The organism is Caldisphaera lagunensis DSM 15908 (genome assembly GCF_000317795.1).
Classification (GTDB): domain Archaea; phylum Thermoproteota; class Thermoprotei_A; order Sulfolobales; family Acidilobaceae; genus Caldisphaera; species Caldisphaera lagunensis.
In genome coordinates this window covers 36967-60128 of sequence record NC_019791.1, presented here as the reverse complement: position 1 = coordinate 60128, position 23162 = coordinate 36967, and the positions used below count along the sequence as shown (strand labels likewise).

The window sequence follows — 23162 nt, the reverse complement described above, 5'->3', positions numbered from 1 at the left end:
CTAAAAATTTCAAAATAAAATAACTATATAACTAAGAAATCGTTTTTAAGTTAAAAAGTATATTAGACTAATGGTGAATAACTTGGTAATGAGCTTGGTAGAGAGAGTAGAAAAATGTAATAAATTATTGCAAATTGCTCTTGATTTTATAGATATAAATCCTGCTATATCAATTGCATCTAGTGTTGAGAGAAAGGAAAACTTAATCTTAGAAGCGGGTACCCCCTTAATAAAATCATATGGAATTAATTCTGTTAAAATATTGCGTTCATTTAATGGCAATCATTTAGTTTTTGCGGATTTGAAAATAATGGATGTAGGTGCATTAGAAGCAAACTTAGCTTTTTCTAATGGAGCAGATGCTGTCTCAGTTTCTGCTTTAACAAATTTGGAAACAATAAAGGAAACAGTTGAAGAAGCAAACAAATGGGGAGGAGCCGTTTATGGAGATCTTATAGGTGTTGATAATATTGAGCAGGGAATAAAGAAATTAAAAGATGCTAAGGTTCATGTTGCCTTGTTGCATATAGGTATTGATGTGCAAGTAAAGCTAGGATTAACTGCAGGAAAGGCCTTAGATCTTATAAAGAAAATGAAAGAGAGTTTTGGTGGAATCATCGCTGTTGCAGGAGGAATAAAACCTGAAGAGGTTTCTTCCATAGCATCTGCTGGGGCTGATATCATTATAATCGGAGGAGGGATAACTAAGGCAAAGGATCCAAGCTATGCAACGAATTTAGCTATTAAAAATTTGAACTCAAAATGCTAAACTACACGTTAAGGGATCAAAATGAAAAAAGCAATTTTAATTGGTTTTGGTAATGTAGGAAGAACACTTGCAGAAGAATTGATTAAACTAGACATGGTAGAAATAATTGGTGTAATAACTACAAAAGGATTTTTTAAAAATAATTCAAATTGGAAATCATGGCTAAAAGAATTAATTAAATCATACCCAAATTATAAACATGAAGAAAGTTTATTAGAAGATGTGTTAAAAGAATTAGATATCGATATAGCTTTTGTAACAATTCCCCCCTCTTATTATAATGGGGAGCCAAATTTAACAATTTACAATAAACTACTAAGCAATAGAATAAATATCATTACTGCAGATAAAACAGGATTATCATTAAACTATGAAAATTTGATAAATGAGGCAAACAAAAATAGGTTATTCTTTGGTTATAGAGCTACTGTAATGGCAGGCACTCCTGCTACTGATGTCGCAAAAGGACTAAAAGGTAGAAACATAAAAGAAATAAAAGCTGTATTAAATGCAACAACAAATTATATTTTAAGTTTAATTGAAAAAGGTTACACATTTGAAAAGGCATTGGAAGAAGTTAAAAGATTAGGTTTAGTTGAACCAGATCCTAAAATAGATATTGAGGGTTTTGATGCTGCAGCAAAGATTGTTATTATATTAAATACATTGGGCATAAAATCAACGATAAATGATGTTAAAAGGGAATCATTATTAAGCATTGATGAGAAAGACATTAGAAATGCTATAGAGAAAGGCAGGAAAATAAAATATATAGCATCTTATAACAAAAATAAAACAAAGGTTGGTTTAGAAGAAGTAGATTATGAATCACCTTTAGCAAAGGTTTCTGGTAATTATAATTGCATAAGTTTTGTCATAGATGAAGATAATATCATCACATTAACTGGTCCTGCTGGACCAGCTTTAAATACTGCAAGAGCTATGATAACTGATTTATATGAATTCCATGAAAAAAATTATTAATCTATGTGAAAATTTAATAGTCACCTGAATATATTATTAATAGGTGAAAAATTGGAAACATATAAAATATTAGGAATTATAGGATTGATAATAGTAGGTATTTTAACAATAATAATTTCATTGTTTGCATTAGTAACTCCATATTATTTTCCATATGGCATGATGGGATACTATGGTAATCATTATATGATGTTTGGTTATTCATTCATGATGTTTCCTTTAGTATTCTTTATTATAACAGCTGTATTAGCCTTGATAGGTTTAGCAATTAATGATAAAATAGCTGCTGGAATTTTGCTAATATTAGCTTCATTCTTCTCTTTGCCTCTCTTCTTTGGAGGATTTGGGATAGGATTTATCTTATTGCTATTAGCTGGAATATTTGCTCTCATCAATAAATAAAATTTTAATATATAATATAATTCAATATTTTTATCTAATTTTTACATACGCTTTTTAACTTGATGGAGCTTAAGGGGATAAAGGTGCATTTCTGTCATAGTTAATTTATCAGTTGCAATAAAATGAGAATCCTCTATTAACATATTTATAGTTAACATGCCTTGAAGCTTCATTTCTAGCAATATGCCATCCTAGTGGGGATTGTTTAATAATTTTTATAGGAAGCCTAGATGATAGATCTCCATTTTTGCTGTTTCTTCATTAAATTAATCAATTAGTGTATATTCGCTAGCTAAATTGAATGCTTTTTAGTGTTAAGTTTATCCAATCAGGTTCTTTATAATATAATAAACATCATTTAATCAATTTTTCTTTTCTTATCCTTCTTAAATTAATAAAACCTGGAATTGCTATAATATTGACAATAAAGCTGCTTAGGATAAAAACACATCTTACCTAAAATTTTTCTTCTAATAGCTTTAACTGCTTTTATCTTCAAGCCTATTTTAACTATTTTTTAAAGATGTCTATAAATTTTTATTTTTTATTATGTTATTTAAAATACTTTACAAAAAAGTTAAGATAAAAAAGCATGCCACCTTACCCCTATAGACGATGTTCCTATGAGAGAAGATGAATATCCATTTTTTAAATTAAGGCAATACTTTATTTCATTATGGAAAGGCGGATCTTAAGTTATCCAGGAAAAATAAGATAAATAAATATTAGCCCCCCTGATAGTATTTATCTTTTATTTGCAACGTATATTTTATAAGAAAAAAGCTAATTTTTAGAATTTTTACTTAATTAATTATAAATCTTAATTAAATCTAATAATATAACATTGATTATAATTTTATGCATATTATTAATCAAAAAACTTTATTTCCCTTTCAAAAACAATATAAATTGTGAAGAAATAATTAAAAATAAATGAAATCTGGTGATATAATGATAAAAGTTGAAAAATACGATGATGAAAAATATGCAATAATAGCAATAAGTAGACCTGAAAAATTAAATGCAATAAATTTTCAAACTGGATATGAATTAGTACAAAAACTTAGAGAGGTAAATGAAAATCCTAATATTAGAACAGTGATAATTACAGGAGAAGGAAGGGCTTTTTGTTCTGGGGCTGATGTTAGCGAAGAAGTTGAAGATATAGGGAGAGATTTAAAGTTATCATTTCACCCAATTATAAAAGAGATAAGATTTTCAAATAAAATTTATATTGCTGCTATAAATGGGGTTGTTGCAGGAGCTTGTATTGGCATTGTTCTATCTACAGATTTTAGATATGCAAAGAAAGAAACTAGATTTATAACAGCATTCCAGAGAATAGGCTTAGCCCCAGATACTGGTGTAGCTTATTTCCTTTTGAAGCATGTGAAGGATCAAAAAGCATATGAATTAACTGTGTTAGGAGGAGAATTTTCTGCTGAAGATGCGGAAAAGTGGGGATTATTAAAAATAGTTGAAGATCCCTTACAAGAAGCCAAAAAGTTTGCCAAAATGATAGCAAATGGACCATTCCAATCTTATATAGGTGGGAAAAAGCAGGCAAACTTTGTTCTTTATTCAGATCTTGAAAGATTTTTAGATTATGAGTTGTCTATACAAGAATATGTGGGTACAACTAAAGATTTTAGAGAAGGAGTGTTATCATTTAGAGAGAAAAGAGAACCAAAATTTAAGGGAATATGAGCAAATAGTATTTTTATTAAATAGTTAGAAAGATGATCTAGAATCTTCATAAAAAATCTTTAGAGAAGTATTGATGGTCCTTATGGAAAGGTTTTTGTGGGAGAGAAAATGATAACCAAATTAGGCCTTGGCTGAGATAATTGGCCCGTATCCTTAAGAGTAAAAACTTTAAGCCTGAGAAAGCAAATCCTCCCTAACCTTTCTTGCATATGGAATATAACAAAACTTTTACATTAATAAGATCTTTTAGTTGAGAGAAATCAACATCTTTCTAAGAAACAAGAAATCCCCATCATGATATGTAAATACTCCATATTAAAGATCGGAGTGGTTTTCTATATACCATTAAATATTTTGAATTAAAAAAAGATAAATACTTTAGCGAATACAATAAAAATAGGTAGGTTAATATGCCCACTAGCAAGATTATGAATTTAAATGAAGCAGTAGATTTAATTAACAACGGGGATTTAATAACAATTAGCGGTATAACATTTTTTAGAAATCCTATGAGCTTTATTTCAGCATTAATAAAATCGGATAAAAAGGATTTATCTTTTGTTGATAGAGAACCAGGATTTGGTTTAGACGTTTTAACAGCATCAAATAAACTAAAAATGATTAGGGCTGCAATGGCCACATTTGAGCATTTTGGTTTATCCCCAAATGTTAGAAAAGCAGCAGAAAGAAAGCAAGTTGATTATTTGGAAGATACTTGTGGGGCAATAATAGCAGGATTTAGAGCAGGAGCTCAAGGAGTTCCCTTTATGCCAGTTAGAGGTATAATTGGATCAGATCTCGTTAATATTCATGAAAAAAGAGGTACTTGGAAAATTATTAAAGATCCATTTACAAATGAAGATATTGCAATCATAAAAGCAATCGAACCTGATGTTGCTATAATTCATGTACATATGAGCGATGAATATGGGAATTCAGTCATTTTAGGACCTAGATATGAAGACGAATTAAAGATAAGGGCAGCAAAGAAGGTTATTATTACAGCTGAAAGGATTGTTGACAAAGAAGAACTAAAGAAAAGAAATACCGAGCAATTATCTTCAACTTCGATTCATGTTGATGCCGTAATTCATTCTAAAAATGGTGCATGGCCAACAGGTATGTATACAATGTATGAGGCAGATTATAAAGCAATAAATGAATATTATAATTATGCTAAAGATGGTAAGGCAATTGAATGGATAAACAATAATTTATTAAAAAGGTGGTATTAATGTCAGCAAGGCCGACTGATCTAATGATAAAATGCATGGGTAGTTTTATTGAGGATAAAGATTACGTATATCATGGATTGGATAGCATATTACCACAATTAGCTATGGTATATGCATCATTATATCTTAAAAAAGACTTTATATTTCATAGTGTAGCAGAACCATTTCTTGTTGATGCAAGCCAAGTATTAATTAGACCTTCAACTGGGGATCCTCATTCAGAAAGCAGTGGTATTGCTACTGTTACAACTATTGATGCATTTGATTTGGCTGCAAAAGGTAAAATGGATTTAATGTATTTTGGAACTGCTCAAATTGATGAATACGCCAATATAAATTTAACATCAATAGGTAGTTATGATAATCCAAAGGTTAAGTTACCAGGGGGTGCAGCAACTGCATATTTATATCCTATTGTCAAAAAGATAGTAATTTGGGCAAGACATGATCCTAGAGTATTAGTGAAGAAAGTTGATTTCATAACTGGTAATGGTAAAATGAGAATAGATAATAATTTGAAGACAGTATTATGCACAAATAGGGCATTGATAGAATTTACAAAAAATGGACCAATATTAAGAGCTGTATTCCAAGGTTATGATGTTGAACAAGTATTAAATACTGGTGGAATGAAGATTTCTGTTCCAGATAAGGTTGATATAATCAAAGAATTAAATGAAGAGGAATTAAATGTAATTAATAAGGCAGATCCAAATGGATTAAGATATGAAGAAAACTACGGGTAAGAATTATGGAGGATGTTTTTTGTAGGATAGCTAAGGGAGAAGAAAAATCCTATACTGTTTATTCAGATGATAAGATAATGGTAATTATGGATATATATCCTATGTCCAAAGGACAAACGTTAGTAATACCAAAGAAACATTTTGTCTTCTTTTATGAGATGCCTGATGATCTGATATACAGTTTCTATAAAACAGTAAATATCATTGGAAAAGCCATGATAAAGGCATTCAATCCAAAAGCAATTGCCTTAATAGCTAGAGGTTTAAGAGTCCCCCATTATCATTTAATACTTGTACCTATTAGAGATGGAGATATTAATGATAAATACTTTTCCGTTATGGATGCGTATCAAGGATTTCCAAAGGTTTCATCAGATGTTTTACTAGCAAGGATTGAAGATTTTAAGTCTTTAGCCATGAAAGGAAGACCCCAGGTTAGCGAAGATGAATTAATTGATGATATGAATAAACTTAAAATATCTTTAAAAGAAATTCAAAACACTTAAATTTTTTGAAATAAAAATTTATATTATTTATAGTATTTATATTCTTCATAGATATTTATAGTATAACAAAGTATAATAAAGATACAATTCTCCTATAAACTCAATATAGGTTAAAACTTTTTTCTGACTACCGTATTAAATAAACACTTCTCTTTCCAATTATACACATTTTTTCTTTATGCTTATTAGATCCTTTAGTTAAAATACAAATGTAATGGAACATCTTAAATTTCAAAATTATTATGTATTTTTAATAGTATAAGATATTGTATATTATAAAATATTTAACCACTTCTTTTACTTATAAATAAAGGTGAAAAAAGTGGATCCTATGCAAACATTTAAAGAACTATGGAAGAAAGCCTATGAAAATCCTGAGGATTTTTGGAATAATAAGGCCAATGAAAGCGAAGAAGATATTTATTGGTTCAAGAAATGGGACAAAACATTTAAATGGGAATATCCAAAGTTTAGCTGGTTTATTAATGGAAAAACCAATATTAGCTATAATTGCTTAGATTATAAAGTTAAAAGATATGGAACGAAGATTGCTTATATCTATGAAGCTCCTGAATATAATCAAAGTTATTCAATAACTTATAGTCAACTCTATTACATGGTTAAAGATTATGCAGCGTCTCTCAGAAAGGCTGGTATTAACAAAGGTGATAGGGTTTTGATATATTTACCTAATTCTATTGAAGCTATTGCCATGATTTTAGCAAGCGCTAGGATAGGAGCAATTTCAGTTACTGTCTTTGCAGGTTTCTCACCAGGTGCAATCGCTGATAGAATAGAGCTAACTAGACCCAAACTCATATTTACGCAAGACTATGCATCAAGGAGAGGAAAATTAATAGGATTAAACGATTATATAGAAGAAGCACTTAAATTAGTTTCTAAGGAAGTCTCTGAAAACATAAAGTATATCATAGTACGCAGGATGATGCCTGAGCTTGAAATAAGAATGAAAGAGGGAAGAGATCTGCTTATAAAGGAATTTTTAAATATGGGTAAAGGAGAAAGTAGTGATTATGTTGAAATGGATGCAGATGATCCAATATTCATTATGCCTACTTCTGGAACTACTGCGAAACCTAAACCTGTAGTTCATGTTCATGGAGGATATCAAATTTGGAATTATTGGGCCGCTAAATGGATTTATGGTCTAGAACCAAATGATATCATATTAAATACATCTGATATTGGATGGATCGTTGGTCAAAGCTATATTGTTTTTGGTCCTCTTCTGGCTGGTTCAACGACTATTGTTTACGATGGCGTGCCTGATTATCCAGAACCTGGTATGTGGTGGAAGATTATGGAGAAAAATAGGGCTACTCTCTTATGGACATCACCAACTGGTGCAAGGACTCTAAGAAGATTTGGTACTGAAAAAGCAAAAGAATTTGATCTAAGTTCCTTAAAAAGAGTTGTAGCTGCTGGAGAAGTATTAAATCCAGAGGTATGGAATTGGTTATATAAGGATGTTTTTGATGAAAGAATACCTGTTATTGATCATATGTGGCAAACAGAAACTACAGGTGCTCTTTTTGGATATCCTTATGGGATTGGGGGCGATGAAATTAAAAAATATGTAAAACCAGGGTCTGCAGGTTTACCATTACCAGGAGTTATTCCAGTTATAATAGATGAAGTCACTGGGAAAGAAGCAAGTCCTAATCAAAAAGGTATACTTTACTTAAAAAGACCATTCCCTGGACTTACACCAAGACTATGGGGTGACTTTGATAGATATGTTAAATCTTATTGGGAAGTTGGATTTGGAAAAGGCTATTATTTCACAGGAGATGCTGCTATGATGGATGAAAACGGTTTTCTATGGTTCAGCGGAAGATCAGATGAAGTAATGAAGATTGCTGGACATAGAATAGGGACAATTGAAGTTGAAAATGCATTAATTTCGCATCCAGCTGTAGCAGAAGCTGGAGTGACAGGAGTTCCTGATGAGCTAAGAGGAGAAGTAATAGCTGCATTTGTAGTTCTTAAGCAGGGTTATAAACCAAGTGAAGAACTTAAAAAAGAACTTATAGAGCATGTTAGGAAAACTTTTGGTCCAGTAGCTGTATTTAAAGATATAGAATTTGTAAATATGCTTCCAAAAACTAGAAGTGGAAAAATAATGCGCCGTGTGATGAAAAGATTGTTCTTAGGACAAGATATTGGTGACGTTTCAACGCTTGAAGAAGAGGCATCAATAAATGAAATAAAAGAGGCAATAGAAAAATTCAAGAAACTCTCTATTCAATAAATTTTTAATAAGATTATGAATCTATATTAAAAGATAAAAAATAAAATAAACTATATTTTTTATTTATTTCTTATGCATATCTTTTGTAACATAATTATGTTAAATTTATTAATACTAATACTCCACATTTCATAGTTATCAACTCCATAGGCTATAAGCATCACGTTTGAAATATATTGAGGCTTTAATAGATATGATTATTTAAATTTCATGAATAGCTGAAATAACTATTCAAATAATTGTAAAATTATTTAATTTAAAATTAATAAAAAACAAAAGAAATAAGGCCTAATGGCACTCTTTGTATCAGATATTCCTTTTAACTTATTCTCTTTTTATTATATTGATGAGTCCTTGACCTTCATATAAATGGGAACTTATCAGAATTTTAAAATTGAAATAAAGCTCATTAAAATTTTTATGTGGCGGACCCGGGGGGATTTGAACCCCCGACATTCGGCTTAGGGGGCCGACGCTCTATCCTGGCTGAGCTACGGGTCCTTATGGACCCTTTAGCTGGCACATTCTTAATGTGCCATATTATAAATTCATGAATAAAATTTTAAAGCTTTACTTATCCATATCTTTTATATAATTTTTTATTATTTCTTTTGCCCTTTCTATGGCTTCATTTAATTTTCCTTCTTTAACATATTTTTCATAAATTTCATCCTTTTCTACTTCAAAATATAACCTATACCTTATTTTTGGATTTTTAATTTTTTCTTTAATGTATTTTTTAAATTCTTTCATAGAATCATAAAGGGTTTTGATTTCAATATCATTTTCTAAGCAATTTTCAATTTTTTCTAAGCTTCTTCTTGCAGCTATTCCAGTATATCCTAAACTGGTTACTGCAACCTCCAAATTATCATATATTTTCTTTCTAAAAGGAACAATAACATTACCCATTGAAGAATTTGTTGCGTTATTTATTAACTTGCCTTTTTCTTTTGCAATTTTATAAATTCCATTATTGATAAATTCATTGTCTGTTGTTAAAACAATTAAATCATTGTTTTCTATAAGTTCATTTAAGTCTTCTGGTTTTTTAATTTCCATTTTTATTAGTTTTAGTTTTTTATCATTAATTTTCAATAAGCTCTCATTAAAATATGATGCTACAACAGTTACAATTGCCCCTGATTCAAGAAATGTTATGGATCTCCTTGCGCCTACATTACCTCCTCCTATTACCAAAACTTTCAAACCATCAAAATCAATGTATAAAGGAATGTGAGTCAATAATCCCCCACCTTTTTGCAATATCATTATAATCTATGAAACATAAAGGTTCGTCACCCCAAAAGTTATTATTTATTACCTTAGCCCTCCCCCTACTCCCACCACCACATATTTTCTTAAATGCACATTTGCTGCATCTTTCCCCTTCTAAGTTTTCTGATAAGTTGATAAACTTTTCAAGATTTGGATTTGCAATTTGAAGAATTTCTTCCAATTTTTGTTTTCTTAAATCACCTATTATATAATCATCTATAAATTGGCATGGCCTAACTGTTCCATCTGGATAAATGCTAATAGTTTTCCTTCCACAATCTCCCTGAGCTTGAATCATTTTTAAATATTTTAAGAAATCCTCTTTATTTGATGAAATTTTGTCTGCAACATAAATTCCTATAAAGTTTCCTCTAACAATTTCTATCTCAATTTTTGATTTGTATTCCTTTGCTTTTTCAATAAGAATATTTGTTAAACTTATTAGCTGATCCTTTGTTGGCAGATCAGATGATATTTTTACTGCCCTACCTATTGTGTCTAATAAATATAATGAAATTCTTCTTATGCCTTTTTTTACAACAAAATCTATCATTGCTGGTATTTCGTTTACATTATATTTAGTTATTGTTGTTCTAATCCCTACATCTATTCCATATTTTATTGAATTTTCAATACCTTTCATTGTTAATGAAAAAGCTCCATCATACCCTCTAAATTTATCATGATTTTGAGGGTAGATGCTGTCTAAAGAAATACCTATATACATGTATCCTAATTCCTTTAACTTCTTAGCATTTTCTTCAGTAATTAATGTACCATTTGTACTAAGAGTTAGCTTAGGCTTTTTTCTATTAGCTAAAACTTCAGAAACATCCCAGAATTCTTTCCTATAAAGAGGCTCTCCACCAGTAAATACTATCAATGGTAATTCCAATTTAACTATTTCATTTGCAACCTCGATTAATTTTTCTTTACTTAATTCTTCTCTATTGATTTTAGATGACGCATCTATATAACAATGGACGCAATTTAAATTGCATTTATATGTTATATTCCAAAATACTGCAGGTTTTAACTCATTAGTAAAAGTTGATGGATTATCCTTATTATAATGACCCTTTATCTTTGAAGATACAGTCCCTTCCCCTGTTACCATAACAGTTATTGGTATCATCTTATTACACCTGGCTTTAAATCCTCTAGGCTGTAGATAACCATAATATCTTTTGGCTTGCAATTTTTCCTTAGCTCTTCCACCATTTTATTTATTTTTTCCTTATCAGTTGCATGTATCATTGCATAACTAACATGCTTCCATCTACCTTCTGGTATTGATTGTCTTAAAACTACATGGGTAGAAAAGCTCATAGACGCTGCACACTCACATATTGATTCCTCATTATTATCTGGTTCCATAACTGCCATTCCGTTTTCTTTAAACCCAAGTTTTTCTCCATCCAATGCTGCTCCAGGATCTGCTAAAACTCCTTTATCCAATAACATTTTCAATGAGTTTTCAAGTTCTTCTTCTGACATGTTGTATTTCTTTAATATATATTCATAAGGCTTTTCATTTATTGGAAGGCTTTTAATTGATAATGGAAAATCTTTATCAATACCCAAATCTCTTAGCAAAGGTGGATTCTTTGGTAACAATGCATATCTGCCAGCCTTTGAAATTCCATTATATAAATCAAATTTTACGCTTAATTTATATGTCCTTTTTGATAATAAAACAACATAGGACTTTGAATTTGAATCCTTCATCATTCTTTCTGCTAACTTAATTAATTCATCATGACTAGATCTTTTTGCAACAATCCAAACATTATAAATAGGGTGATTTCTTAGATAGCTATGAGTCACTAATGGATCCTTCATAGCTATTTCAGCTAATTTTTTATAATTTTCACCGGATTCAAAAGCAATTAAAGCTGCCTCATTTCCTTGGGATCTAAAATTATAATAAAATCCTATTCTTTTTATTATTCCTTCATTTTTTAGATTATTTATTCTATTTAATAACTCATTTAATTTTATTCCTAGCTTATCAGCTATTTCATCATACGGTCTAGAATTTAATGGAAAATTATATTGCAACTCCATTAAAATATCTTTATCTATTTGGTCCATTTGCTTCACCTTAAATCATCATAACTAAGGCCATATTTTCCCAAGATTTTATCATATTCTCCTGGATTATATGAGCATGCTGGATCATCAGCAAAAGGATCTCCAGTATATGAAAATGCCCTTGCCCTGCTTCCTCCACATATATTTCTAAATTCACATAAACCACATTTTCCTTTAAATTGAGCTGACCTTAGTTTTTTAAACAATTCGGAATTCCTATAAATATCAACAATATTTTGTTTCCTTACATTACCTGCAGGATATGGTAAAAATCCACTTGGATAAATATATCCGTCATAAGAAACAAATACTATTCCTCTTCCATCCCTCGTTCTAAAAGTTTCAGCCTTTGTTTCTTTATTAGGCTCTCCCATATTTTCTCTTAGCCTTCTAACTAGGTTATAATAAAGTTCACCATGAAGAATTTCTTTATTGTAATCAATATTTCTAATCTCAAGATTTCTATACAATAAGGCAATCCTTCTAAACATAGGCCCCTCAGTTGTTCTTATTGTTAAACCATATTTGCTAGCCTCATATAAAAAAGCACCTACATCTTCCCACTCTTCTTTTGTGAGGTCTTCTTCAAACTTAGCCCTACCAACAGGTATCAAATAAAAAACTTCCCAAACGCTTATATTAAGCTTTTTTAACAATGAAACCATATCAGGCAATCCTTCTACAGTAGACCTCATAACTGTTGTGTTAATCTGAACCTTGATTCCCTTATCAACCATCTTTTTAATGTATTCAATGCTTCTATTCCATGTACCATTTATTCCCCTAATTTTATCATGAATTTCAGGATAAGGTGAATCAAGGCTTATTGATACAGATGATATTTTATGATTAACAATGTTTTCTATAGCATCATCATTCAACAAAGGAGTTACACTAGGAGATAAAGCTGCTACAACTCCTTTTTTATTTGCATAATCAATTAAATCCCAAATATCTTTTCTAGATAAAGGATCTCCTCCAGTAAAGACAAGAATTGGCGAGGGCTTGCCAAATTCACTAATTTGATCAATTAGTTTTTTGCCTTCTTCATTATTTAATTCATTTGGCAAAGGATTGTGAATTGCCTCGGCCCTGCAATGTTTACATGCGAGACCACAAGCTTTTGTTGTTTCCCAAAATATGAGTAAAGGTTTCTCATCTAATGGCCATTCTTTATGACTCATTTTTCAATCCCTATGAAGCAAAAGCATTTCAAATAAAAATCAACTTGTATAGATATATATAGAATAAATAAGTATATGTCTATATAAATATTTATTGTTTACTTAGATTTTTGCCTTGCTTTAATGATCTCTTCTGATATTTTAATTAATAAATCTCTTTTTTTAGAGACCTTAGGTATTACTATTCTTTTTGTTTGATCAATCCATAATCTTGGGTATTTTTTCTCCTCTACAACAGCATTAAATCCCAACTTTTTTGCTGCATTAATAATTTCTTCAATACTTGGTTTTAAAACAGCTTTGCCTTTGGAAATTTTTCTTCCATTATTTTTTGATATTGCTGAATCAATGTAGCATGGCCAAATAATATATTTATCTTCTTTAGGCATAATTCATAACCCTACTCAGCTTGTTGCATTAATTGTTTTTTTCTAATAGATGCAAGCTTAACTTCTTTCTTTAACCATAATTCTATTAATGGACAGGTCGATGGCTCATAATATCCTCCTAACCCACATTCATCTATATGAGGACATGTTGTACATGGTATATCCAAAATCGATGATAAGCTTATGTTTAATAATTTAGATTCAATAGGTTTTTCTGTAACAAATAACCTATAGGTTCTTCTGCCATTAACAATCACTTGCTCCCTTTTTATCAAGCCTTTCTTTGCTAATCTCAAAACAAGCCTTGAACCCTCTCTGCTATCTAAACCCATCATTTTCCATAGCTCGCTTTGCAAAACCCCTTCCTTATGCTCTTTAATTGTTTCCATAGCAGCCTTTTCTACTTCATCTGAATTGCGCGGCATGTCTTAAATCCCCTTTTCTAATATTAACGCTTTGAAGTCGATACCTCTAATAATATATGATTCCTAAAAGATTTATATTTTTAGTATAATGTGTATTAATAATAATTTTTCTAACAGTAAAAAAGATAATTTATAAATATAAAATAAAAATTATTTAATTAAAGTTATCTTGATATATTAATTAAAACCAATTATAATAAATATATTTTTTACCCCCTACTCTATAATTAAAAATTGACTTAATAGGTGATCGAATTGGAAGACTCAGTAAAAGAAGCTAAGAAATTGCTTGATGAAACAATTGAACTTGCAAAAAAAATCTACGGTAAGAGATGGATGAGAGAATTAAATATGATTGAAGATAGGTTTGGTGGAGATCCTTACGATGTTCTAGAATTCCTAAAAAAGGAAGCAGAAAATAAAGGAATTAAACTAGATCAAAAATAAATTTTTATAAAGTGTTTTATCTATAATTCTTAAGGTAACATAATAATATAACAAAAATAGCAAAACACTATATATGTAAAATTTATTTAAAAGTATTACCCTTGTATACCAATCTTTTTCTATAATTGTTTCCTTATGAAAAATATATGAAATATATGAGGAATTTCAATTATGATAATACATAAAACTATCTAGTATTACCCTTACCATACCTGGAATATAAGTAGAGAGGGGAGGTATTATTGCCGGTTCCGCCTAACAAAAGAAAGCTAGAAATACTTGGAAAACCTAAAAATAAGGTGCTAAATTACATTATAGTAAGCATAGATAATAAAAATACTAAAATAAAATTAAACAGTAATGTTTATGATAGCAAATTTAATTTAGTAGGAAAAATTTTTGATATAATAGGAAATGTAGAAAAGCCATATGCTGTTATTAAGCCTTTAAGTGAGAACATCAATCTTAATGATATATATTTTGTGGAGATTAAAAGATTTGGGAACCGGCATTATAAGAGGTGAATTTCTTGAAATGCCCAAGATGTAGTTCTGATAATTTAGTAACAACTATTGATGGTAAATTGGTTTGTCAAAATTGTGGTTTAGTTGTAGATGAAAATTTATTAGCTGATAGACCAGAGTGGAGATCATATAATGAAAAAGGAATTCAGAACACAAAAGGTGTAGAAAGAGCTTCTCAGCCAGAAACCCTGTTAAGACATGATAAAGGAAGTGGTGCTTTAGTATTTACACCCCCTAAATCCAGAAATCTTTTAAAATCGTTTAATAGTAGAAGAATAAGCATGAGACATGCAACTTCTAGATCAGAAATGCCTCAAATAGCTATGTTCTCTTTAGCAAATAAACTTAGCGAATATTTTAATTTACCCAGGAGCGCTTCTCAAACACTTGGATTGATTCTTCACGAATATATAGAAAAGAATGGGGGGTCCGTTGGTAAGTATAAAGAAGCGATAATTGCTGCTGCATTTGCTAAAGTTGTTGAACTATATAATCTAAACATATCTCAATCTGAAATCGAAGAGTTCATGGAAATAGATAGTAATAAATTATGGGAAGGTAAGAAGAAACTCAACGATTTAGGCATTTTATCCAAATATAGATTTATAGAAAGCGAAAATATGGGTTATACTGATAGCAAAGATAGAATGTTAACTAGAGTTGTTACGTATATAAATAGAATAGTATCTTCATTAAATTTAAACCAGACAATCATAGAACAATCAATAAGCTTTGTAAAAGAATCTTTGTCATCTGGTAAAACACTTTATGGTAAAAAGCCAGAGGCAATTGCTGCAGCAACAGTATATTTAATATCAAGATTAAATGGTCACGATATTAGTCAAAAAGAGATAGCTGAAACTGTTTCAATAAAGGAATCAACTGTAAGGAAGCTTTACAAATTCTTAATCACAAACATGTCAATAGTCGTTTATGTTTAACTTTCGTTTTTACCCTTTTTTCCTTTTAAATGTGAAACTTAGTAATACCTATCGGTGCAAAAATTGCTTACGATGATCATTACTATAGCAACTATAATTATAATAATTGGAATAATTTCATATATATTATATTATAATTCTAAAAAAATTTTATTCCAAAATAAAAAAATTCCAAAAAAATTTTTAAAAAAGATATACATTAATACAATAGAATGGTATATAACTACATCAAAAAACTATTTTTCAAACTATGCCAAATTAATTTTAGAAAATAAAGAGGATCTTGATGTAATCAGATTGAGTAAGTTAATAAGAAGATTAAACGATTGCCCAAAAGATTCAGAAAACTTATCATTATATTTACCTAAACTTGGGTTATATGAAGATGTTATAATGCTATCATCAAAAGGATGCAGCGTTTCATCGGAATCATTGTTAGAATCAAGAAATGCCCTCGTTGCATTAGGTATATCCAAATGGGAAAAAGAAGCATCTATAAAGCTCGGTAAAGAACCCATTTTATCAAAAAAAGCAGATATTATATCATTATATTGTTCTAAGGATAAAATATCAGCTTATGTTGATGGTTTAGAAATTGATATACCTCCTAAGGGATCTGAATGGAGAATAATGGACCCTAAAGAAAGCTTAGAACTTTTATTATCCTCATTAAAACCATCGAAAATCATGTATTGGGGGGATTGCGAAACAAAGTTTGATAATTATAATGCTATAAATGTAAAAAATCTTTATTCTATAGCCTTTCCTGATTCTGAAACATCAATAGTATCTGCATATTATCATTTAATGATACCATTTTCAACCAGTTTAGCAAAAGCTGTTTATACAATAGCGTTGTTATCAAAGAAAATAATTGAACTCGTTAATGTAGATTGGAAAAATATGCCTGATGATGTAAAATATGCAGAAACATTGCCAGATGTACAATTACCAAAAAATGAGGAAAGTTATGTTATAATATCGGATAAACCTAGACTAATTTATCCAATTTGGAAACCTTATACAATAAAGCCATTACCATTAAATGGAAATAAATGGGATTACGCAGCAAGGATATCTATGGCAATTTTAAAAGAAAGACATGGAGATATAACAAAAGCAGCGTTAATAAGGAGAGGTATTGAACTTGATAAATCATTACCATATCTAATTGTAGGTAATATAATTAAAAATAATGAGCAACTAAAAGATGGTTATCAAGTAGAACCTTGGGATTTAGATTGCGTAGAAAAAATTAACAAGGCAAAATTAGATTGCATTGGAAGCAATGAAGATTGTCTATTTATGCATGGTCTAACTATATGGGAAAAAGAATTAATAAATATAGGAGCATCGATTCCTTGTAAAAATAGCCTAACATCAAATGATCCTAGAGGAATAGAAATAAATGATTCAATTAATATTAAATTTAATGAATTATTTACAGAAAGTTTTATTCCTTATGAAATATCAAAGTCTCTTAATATAAATGGACCTACAAAAACTAAAGTAAAGGTGATCTCATATTCTTCAGATATAAAGGATCCAGTAAAAGCGTCTGAAGCTGCTTTAAAACTTCTTGGATATGAAGGAAAAAGATTAATTATTACACCAAACAATGCTTTAGCCAAAAACATAAGTAATATAATAGATGGTGTTTATATTGAAAACCCCAATGATATGGATTATTGGTTTAATGGAAATAAGGTTGGAGTAATCTCATATGAAAAGAACTTATTTTTACCTGAGACTTCATTTGTTGCAAGCAATGTTGTATTAGTATTTCCAGAAAGGATGATAAACAATTTAAATAAAACAATAAAAAATATTGGAAATTATGATTTTTATATTTATAGAACACTAGAGCTTTCATCAAAATATGGATCTAAAGCTATATCAAGAGCTCTTTCCTTGCATGAAAATAGAGAATTTATTGAATTGGTCGAACCTAAGGAAGATGTATTCATTAAAAATGAAATAAATTATAATTACTTATTAGATGAGGTAAATTCTTATTTCAATAAGTTATGGAAATCAAAACCAAGACCATATCAACAATTAAGCATATCATCATTTTTCAAAATGCTTGAAAAAGGAAACCCAACAGTTGAAATCGTAATTTTGCCTACTGGAGCAGGAAAAAGTGCTATATTCCAAATCATATCTAAAGTTCTTCAGGATTCCGGCTTTGGAGGATCGGCAATAATTGTTTCACCTCTTAAAGCATTGATACATGATCAAGTTGAAAATGCAAAGGCTAAGGGATTCAAAACGTTATATATAGATTCTAGCATACCATTGAGCAAAAGAATTGATGCAATCAAGTCTACCAAGGCTGGTTTCTTAGATTTCCTTTATATAACTCCAGAAAGGTTTGGAACAGAATTAATAGATGATATATTTGAAAATGGTTCACCATCTTTAATTGTATTGGATGAAGCGCATACATTATCAAAATGGGGTTTTAGCTTTAGACCAAGTTATTTATATATGGCAACAAAACTACAAAAAATTAGAAAAAATGGATATCCGCCTATAATAGCTTTAACAGCAACCGCACCGAAGGATGTAATAAATGATATTTTAGAAAGTTTAGGTTATAATCCTAATGATGCAGAAACTCATCATATATCTTTAAAAAATGAAGAAACACTAAATATAGATTACAATGGTAAACCTTTGGTTTTAATCGCCCCAACTATAAGAGATGAGCTTAAGTTCGATGTTATTGCAGTTCCAGATAGTGGAGAAGAAAGATTAAAGATTTTAGCAGAAAATGTAAGAAATCTAGAAGAATGGGCTGATAAATTTAACAAACCATGGTTAGGTTTAATTTTTGCTCCATATGTTGAAAGCAAAAATGCTTGGTGGTTTAATGCTGAGAATTTGTCAAAATGGTTATCTGATGAGCTTAATGAGGAAGTTCTATTCTATCATGGAAAATTAAATGAACATAAAAGAAGAGAAATAGAAAAACAATTAATGGAATTATCAAAAAATAGTAACGGACCGAGGATTTCTGTAGTTACAAAGGCTTTTGGTATGGGTATTGATATACCAAATATTAGATGGATAATACATAGCATGCCTAGCGAAAGCATAGAGGATTTCTATCAAGAGTCAGGGAGAGCTGGTAGAGATGGTAATGAAGCCAAGATAATAACTCTTTTTAATCCTAATGATATATTGAGAAGGAAAGCTCTTGCACAAAGATCTTCCATAAAAGCTAGTGAACTTCTGAAAATTTACAATAAAATACTTGCTTATAGATCGTTTTTCTCTGAAAAATCAGGAAAGGTAGAAATAATACCTGTTCCTTTAGATGTATTAAGTAAAGATGAATGGGCTTCTGTAAGATATTTAGATGTTTTAAGGAATGCAGGAGTATTAGATTATTCATTAATTAAAGGTCCAATAAAAGCGTATCAGGCTAACAAAAAAGAGATAGAAATGATATATGGTTGGTGTATACCTTTTGAAAAAGATTATTGTTTAACAAAAGGAGGCCTTGAAAAGATAAATAATGAGTTAAAACCTATAGATGTTTCTACAGCATTGTGCCAAGTTAACAATATTAAATACCAAGCATTTATAGCATTAAATAAAAACCTTAACATATCAAAAGAATATTGCAATAATTCGTTTTCATCTGATTACAACAAGAATTTAATAGCATTAATATCATTATCTCCTGGAGAGAAAAGGCAAACAAAATTCTTAGATGAAGATATATTTAATGAGGTTTTAAGATTTTCAAAGAGAGAAATTCAGAAAATTGAAGATATGCAAAAGATAATAGAAGAGGCAATAGCTATTAGATCAAGAAATGGACAAAATAGCGTTGACCCATTTATTAAGAAAAAAGTTGAAGAATACCTTACAAAGGATATGGAAAAATTCAATTATAAAAAAATTAAAGATCTAGGAAATGTAATAGAATGCACTCCACTAAAAGATTGTGCTAACAAAATAGCTCAAACCATAGTTGATATGGAAAATACATTTGGTAAAGGAAATGTTACAATTGCAGTTAATTCTATAGAATCTCTAGAAGAGGTTGAAAAAGAGTATAGAAAAATAACGGGAATAACTCCTAAATTCTCAAATGAGGCCTATAGAAAAATTTTAACTTATATAAACAAAGGAAAAGAGGAAAAAATTATGGACTTTGGTTATATAGTTGTTATTGCTAAGAAAAATAGCAGAAATGAAATTATGGAAGATTTCTTAAAGAAATATAAATATGCAGTTTCTTATTTTTACAAATTTTAAAAGGAAGTAATACTAACCATTTCGCTTTAAGTTTTTTAAATATATATGCTAATTAATGAAGGTGGTAAAAATATGTCTCTTCAGGCTTTACAACAAATATTTGGTACAATTGTTTCCCACATACCTGGAGTTTCAGCTAATGGACTCAGCTATTACATAGCGCTTGCAGGAATGGCTATATTGTTAACGTTTGTAATAACAGGGGTAATAATATTATTGGTAAAGGCGTTTAGAGCCACTTGGAACCTTACACCATCAGGATTCTTAAAACTATTGCTGACATTAGGGATTATATTAATCATCGTGGGGATTGTTGTTCCATAACAACCTTAGCTTTTTCTTCTTGTTCAACGCGTTTTCTTTTTAAGATCTTTAACCTAACAAAGTCTTCTCTCATGCGCTCATCCAATACTGCATTTATATACTTTATGGTTCTTAAATAGCTAGGTAATATAACATAATCTAAAGCATTTATTAATCTTTGGGTTTCTTTAAGCTCATCAATAAGCCTTAATATTGTTTCCTCATACATAGCTAAGTTAAGAATTGATGGTAATAATTCCTTCAACTTTATATATGATATTGTTAAATCAGGAGAACTTCCAGGCGGTAATGATGGTATTGCAATTGTATCCATAATTGGAGTAAATGTGGGAGTTCTTACTGAATATAATACTCTTAAACCAGTTTTTATTGTAAAGCTCTCGGGAATTGATGAGGCATAAAGGTCAACTTTTGATAAACCTTCACTTGCAACTCCTCTATAATACATTGTAAACAAATCTGTAATGTTCTTAAATACTTCGTTTTGATATTTATTATAATCTTCGGCAGTGCTTCTTATGTAATGGAGCAGTACTTCTCTTTTTTCTTCCATTATTCTTCTAACTCTTTTAATCATAGCATAATCTCTTTTTAATCTAATTAAGTTAATTTTTGTTGGCAAAGTTTTACGTGGATCTACGCTCAATTTTAAACTACCTTGTGTTAAATGTAAATAAAAATATTTAAGTTTTAAAATATTTTTATATTTGTTAAAATTAAAATAAAAATATTATTTAAAGAATAGCTATTAATCTTCAATAAAAATATAAAAAAGGATGAAAAATGAAAATAGAAGTAGAAAAGAATAAAGAACAAATAAAGATAATACCGGAAAGCGAAGAAGATCTATGGAATTTAATGCTTATATTAAAAAAAGGAGATTATATATACACAAAGGTTTTCAGAGACGTTTCTATGAAAAATTCAAAAAGAAAAGAGAGAAAGCCAATAGATATAAAGCTGAAATTAGAAAACGCAGAATTTCAACCACTTACTGGTAAACTAAGAATTTTTGGAACAATAGAAGAGGGACCAGAGCAATTTGGAGTAAAAGGAAGACATCAATCAGGGTATATATCATTAGGACAAGAAATTATTATTGAAAGAAAAGAATGGGATGAGAAAACACTAAATAAATTAAAGTCTAGTGGACCCAAGGGAAAGGCATTGATTATTGCCCTTGATTATGACGAATATGCAATTTCTTTAATTACATCATTGGGTGTATATAATTTAGAAAGCAGCAGTTTCTACTTTAGTGGAAAAGAAGATCCAAATAGAGAAAATGAAATAGAATCTGCATTAAACGATTTGGTAAATAGAATTATAGGTTATTTATCAAAAGAAAGAGCAAATGTTTTAATAATTGCTGGCCCTGGTAATTTAAAGGAAATTTTATATGATAAAATTAAAAAAATTGTAAATAACATAAAAATCATAATAGATAATGTCTCAAATGGAGGTATCGCTGGAATAAATGAAGTTTTGAGAAGAGATACGATTATTGAAGTATTAAAAGAGTTTTCATCAATTAAAGCCCAGGAAATTGTTAACGAATTCATGATGTTAGCAGCTAAAGATAAGGAAATGATAGCATACACTTTGAATGAAGTCTACAACGTATCAAAATTAGGCGCTATTAGTAAATTGGTTATATTAGATAAGCTAATTTATAGCATAGATGATAAAGAAAGAACAATGGCTCAAGAAATTATTGAAAATGCTGAAAAATACAGGGCTGATGTTGTAATTGCTACAGAAGATTCATTGGTAAGCCCAACATTATCTAATTTAGGAGGGGTAATAGCAATTTTAAGGTATAAATTACCTAAAAAGAATTATTAATTATCATGAATTTATATAATTTAATATTTCATCTAATCTATTTTTATTATTAGTTGCAATTATATCCCCTATAACATCAACTTTTTCTGCATTAACGTCTGCATTTTCACCTTTAGAATTAACAACATAACCTTCGCATTCTCTAATAAAACCAATTGCAGCTGCTACATCAACATTTCTTAACTTACCCCTTAAATCTATAAATGCATACGATCTTCCTAAACCAGTAAATATTAATTCAAGGGCAGAACTTCCAAGACTCCTTATTTTAAGGCCTTTTTTCTTGGAAATCAACTTAGCTAATTTGTATGCCTCATCTTCTTTTTCTAAATAGGCAAAAAGTATTTTAGATTCCTCATTGCTCATTTTTACCTTATTATTTCCTTCAAAGCATCCATTACCTTTAGAATATGAAAAAGGTAATCCGTTAAAATAAACTGGATAAACTACCCCTGCTATTGCATCGCTAACCTTATTTTTATTTGGAGGCAATACTGCTAATGAAACAGAACTCCATGGAATACAGTTTTCAAAGTTAATACTACCATCAAGAGGATCTAAAATAAAGGTATACTTTCCATTACCTATAATATTAGATTCTTCAGTAACTATTTTATAATCTAAATCATAACTTTTTATAACTTCATTGACAATTTTTTCTGACTCCAAATCAGCCCTTATAGTTTCTCCTCTTATTAATTTTATTGCATCATTATTACAAAAATTATTTCTTAGATATTTAACAGATTCGTAAGCTACATCAATTACTATCTTTCTAAGCTCTTCATTATCTATCATTATTCCCTACCACTTTCACT

General features: G+C 29.6%; 22 protein-coding genes and 1 tRNA gene. 14 read left to right on the top strand and 9 right to left on the bottom strand.

Annotated elements, in window-relative coordinates:
* The first annotated feature begins 88 nt into the window (after nt 1-88).
* From CALAG_RS00325 to CALAG_RS00290, 8 genes are all read left to right on the top strand, one after another.
* On the top strand, nt 89-769 hold the full coding sequence (locus tag CALAG_RS00325) for an orotidine 5'-phosphate decarboxylase / HUMPS family protein (protein WP_245529265.1): 681 nt from the start codon (nt 89-91) through the stop codon (nt 767-769).
* Nucleotides 770-790: 21 nt separating this feature from the next.
* Nucleotides 791-1753 carry a homoserine dehydrogenase gene (locus CALAG_RS00320; RefSeq protein ID WP_015231755.1) on the top strand — a complete coding sequence of 321 codons (963 nt, stop codon included), beginning with the start codon at nt 791-793 and terminating at the stop codon, nt 1751-1753.
* Nucleotides 1754-1804: 51 nt separating this feature from the next.
* Nucleotides 1805-2155 carry a hypothetical protein gene (locus CALAG_RS00315; RefSeq protein WP_015231754.1) on the top strand — a complete coding sequence of 117 codons (351 nt, stop codon included), beginning with the start codon at nt 1805-1807 and terminating at the stop codon, nt 2153-2155.
* Between the two features lie 951 nt (nt 2156-3106).
* Nucleotides 3107-3862, top strand: a complete 756-nt coding sequence (locus tag CALAG_RS00310; protein ID WP_048816628.1) for an enoyl-CoA hydratase-related protein — start codon at nt 3107-3109, stop codon at nt 3860-3862.
* 410 nt (nt 3863-4272) lie between these two features.
* The gene (locus CALAG_RS00305) at nt 4273-5097 is read left to right on the top strand and encodes a CoA transferase subunit A (protein WP_015231752.1); all 825 of its coding nucleotides are present in this window, start codon (nt 4273-4275) and stop codon (nt 5095-5097) included.
* Nucleotides 5097-5843 (top strand): CoA-transferase subunit beta, encoded by a 747-nt coding sequence (locus CALAG_RS00300; protein WP_015231751.1) that lies wholly within the window; start codon nt 5097-5099, stop codon nt 5841-5843. The genes CALAG_RS00305 and CALAG_RS00300 overlap by 1 nt, the downstream gene beginning before the upstream one ends.
* A gap of 5 nt (nt 5844-5848) precedes the next feature.
* A complete protein-coding gene (locus tag CALAG_RS00295; protein ID WP_015231750.1) occupies nt 5849-6349 on the top strand; it encodes an HIT family protein in 501 nt (166 codons plus the stop codon).
* Between the two features lie 331 nt (nt 6350-6680).
* Nucleotides 6681-8621, top strand: a complete 1941-nt coding sequence (locus CALAG_RS00290; RefSeq protein ID WP_048816851.1) for an acetate--CoA ligase — start codon at nt 6681-6683, stop codon at nt 8619-8621.
* Nucleotides 8622-9044: 423 nt separating this feature from the next.
* Here CALAG_RS00290 and CALAG_RS00285 read toward each other — a convergent pair.
* The 7 genes from CALAG_RS00285 to CALAG_RS00255 form a co-directional block, all read right to left on the bottom strand.
* A tRNA-Arg gene (locus tag CALAG_RS00285) sits at nt 9045-9122 on the bottom strand.
* 69 nt (nt 9123-9191) lie between these two features.
* Nucleotides 9192-9866: a precorrin-2 dehydrogenase/sirohydrochlorin ferrochelatase family protein gene (locus CALAG_RS00280; RefSeq protein ID WP_015231748.1), complete on the bottom strand. Its 675-nt coding sequence runs from the start codon at nt 9864-9866 to the stop codon at nt 9192-9194.
* A complete protein-coding gene (locus CALAG_RS00275) occupies nt 9841-11097 on the bottom strand; it encodes a radical SAM/SPASM domain-containing protein (protein WP_245529244.1) in 1257 nt (418 codons plus the stop codon). Before CALAG_RS00275 ends, CALAG_RS00280 begins: the two co-directional genes overlap by 26 nt.
* Nucleotides 11031-11993 (bottom strand): AsnC family transcriptional regulator, encoded by a 963-nt coding sequence (locus CALAG_RS00270; RefSeq protein WP_015231746.1) that lies wholly within the window; start codon nt 11991-11993, stop codon nt 11031-11033. Before CALAG_RS00270 ends, CALAG_RS00275 begins: the two co-directional genes overlap by 67 nt.
* Nucleotides 11994-11998: 5 nt before the next feature.
* On the bottom strand, nt 11999-13177 hold the full coding sequence (locus tag CALAG_RS00265) for a TIGR04053 family radical SAM/SPASM domain-containing protein (protein ID WP_015231745.1): 1179 nt from the start codon (nt 13175-13177) through the stop codon (nt 11999-12001).
* Between the two features lie 98 nt (nt 13178-13275).
* Nucleotides 13276-13566 carry a signal recognition particle subunit SRP19/SEC65 family protein gene (locus tag CALAG_RS00260; protein WP_015231744.1) on the bottom strand — a complete coding sequence of 97 codons (291 nt, stop codon included), beginning with the start codon at nt 13564-13566 and terminating at the stop codon, nt 13276-13278.
* Nucleotides 13567-13577: 11 nt separating this feature from the next.
* Nucleotides 13578-13991: a helix-turn-helix transcriptional regulator gene (locus CALAG_RS00255; protein WP_015231743.1), complete on the bottom strand. Its 414-nt coding sequence runs from the start codon at nt 13989-13991 to the stop codon at nt 13578-13580.
* Between the two features lie 255 nt (nt 13992-14246).
* Here CALAG_RS00255 and CALAG_RS00250 point away from each other — a divergent pair, with 255 nt between their 5' ends.
* From CALAG_RS00250 to CALAG_RS00230, 5 genes are all read left to right on the top strand, one after another.
* Complete coding sequence (locus CALAG_RS00250; protein WP_015231742.1) at nt 14247-14438, top strand: hypothetical protein; 192 nt, start codon at nt 14247-14249, stop codon at nt 14436-14438.
* Between the two features lie 242 nt (nt 14439-14680).
* Nucleotides 14681-14962: an H/ACA ribonucleoprotein complex subunit GAR1 gene (locus tag CALAG_RS00245; RefSeq protein ID WP_015231741.1), complete on the top strand. Its 282-nt coding sequence runs from the start codon at nt 14681-14683 to the stop codon at nt 14960-14962.
* Nucleotides 14963-14967: 5 nt separating this feature from the next.
* Nucleotides 14968-15903 (top strand): transcription initiation factor IIB, encoded by a 936-nt coding sequence (locus CALAG_RS00240; protein ID WP_015231740.1) that lies wholly within the window; start codon nt 14968-14970, stop codon nt 15901-15903.
* A gap of 72 nt (nt 15904-15975) precedes the next feature.
* Complete coding sequence (locus CALAG_RS00235; RefSeq protein WP_245529264.1) at nt 15976-20175, top strand: DEAD/DEAH box helicase; 4200 nt, start codon at nt 15976-15978, stop codon at nt 20173-20175.
* A 72-nt stretch (nt 20176-20247) separates the two neighbouring features.
* A complete protein-coding gene (locus tag CALAG_RS00230) occupies nt 20248-20499 on the top strand; it encodes a hypothetical protein (protein WP_015231738.1) in 252 nt (83 codons plus the stop codon).
* Here CALAG_RS00230 and CALAG_RS00225 read toward each other — a convergent pair.
* Nucleotides 20474-21145 (bottom strand): V-type ATP synthase subunit D, encoded by a 672-nt coding sequence (locus CALAG_RS00225; RefSeq protein ID WP_015231737.1) that lies wholly within the window; start codon nt 21143-21145, stop codon nt 20474-20476. The genes CALAG_RS00230 and CALAG_RS00225 overlap by 26 nt on opposite strands.
* 137 nt (nt 21146-21282) lie before the next feature.
* Here CALAG_RS00225 and CALAG_RS00220 point away from each other — a divergent pair, with 137 nt between their 5' ends.
* Nucleotides 21283-22344 carry a pelota family protein gene (locus CALAG_RS00220; RefSeq protein WP_015231736.1) on the top strand — a complete coding sequence of 354 codons (1062 nt, stop codon included), beginning with the start codon at nt 21283-21285 and terminating at the stop codon, nt 22342-22344.
* Nucleotides 22345-22347: 3 nt separating this feature from the next.
* Here the strand turns inward: CALAG_RS00220 and CALAG_RS00215 are convergent, their stop codons facing one another.
* On the bottom strand, nt 22348-23142 hold the full coding sequence (locus CALAG_RS00215) for an inositol monophosphatase family protein (protein ID WP_015231735.1): 795 nt from the start codon (nt 23140-23142) through the stop codon (nt 22348-22350).
* Nucleotides 23143-23162 lie beyond the last annotated feature (20 nt).